The following is a 522-nucleotide window of genomic DNA, read 5'->3' as shown; positions in this document are numbered from 1 at the left end:
GCGTACACCCCCGCGCCCTGCGAGCCCTTCACGAACGTCCCGGCCGCCAACGACCCGTCCTCGGGCAACGCCGCCAGCACCGCCGCCGGCACCTCCGGCACCGACCCCGGCAGCATCGAGGCATCGGTCACCAGCACCCGGCCGCGCTCGGTCAGCAGGAACACCCGCCCCGACCCCGGCTCGGCCCACAACGGCCCGGCCACCGACCCGATCGTCAACCGCGCCAGCGACGCCGCGTCCAGCTCCCGCACCGGCCACGACGCCAGCGCCGTCGCCGCCCGCACCGGCTCGTCCACCGTGGTGAACCCGCCCCCGGCGGCCACCGTCACCGCCCCGGTCGACCGGTTGCGCAACACCACCCCGTCCCGGGTGATCGGCACCCCGTAGGGCAGGTAGCCCAGCCCCGACTCCAGCAGCCGCACCCCCGCCGTCGGCCACCCCGCCGCGGCCAACGCCGCGTCGTCGACCACCTCCCGCTTGACCCCACCGGAGACCACGAACGCCTTGCCCGACGTCGTCCGG

Annotated in this window: 1 protein-coding gene; it reads right to left on the bottom strand. The window is 76.8% G+C overall.

Going from position 1 to position 522, the window contains the following annotated elements; all coding sequences use genetic code 11:
- Positions 1 to 522: hypothetical protein (locus ACI78S_RS25110; protein WP_456977712.1), on the bottom strand; the 522-nt coding region annotated here is incomplete at both ends.

This window comes from Geodermatophilus sp. SYSU D00815 (assembly GCF_054050035.1).
The sequence above is the reverse complement of the archived record's forward strand: the minus strand, read 5'-3'. Positions and strand labels throughout refer to the sequence as shown.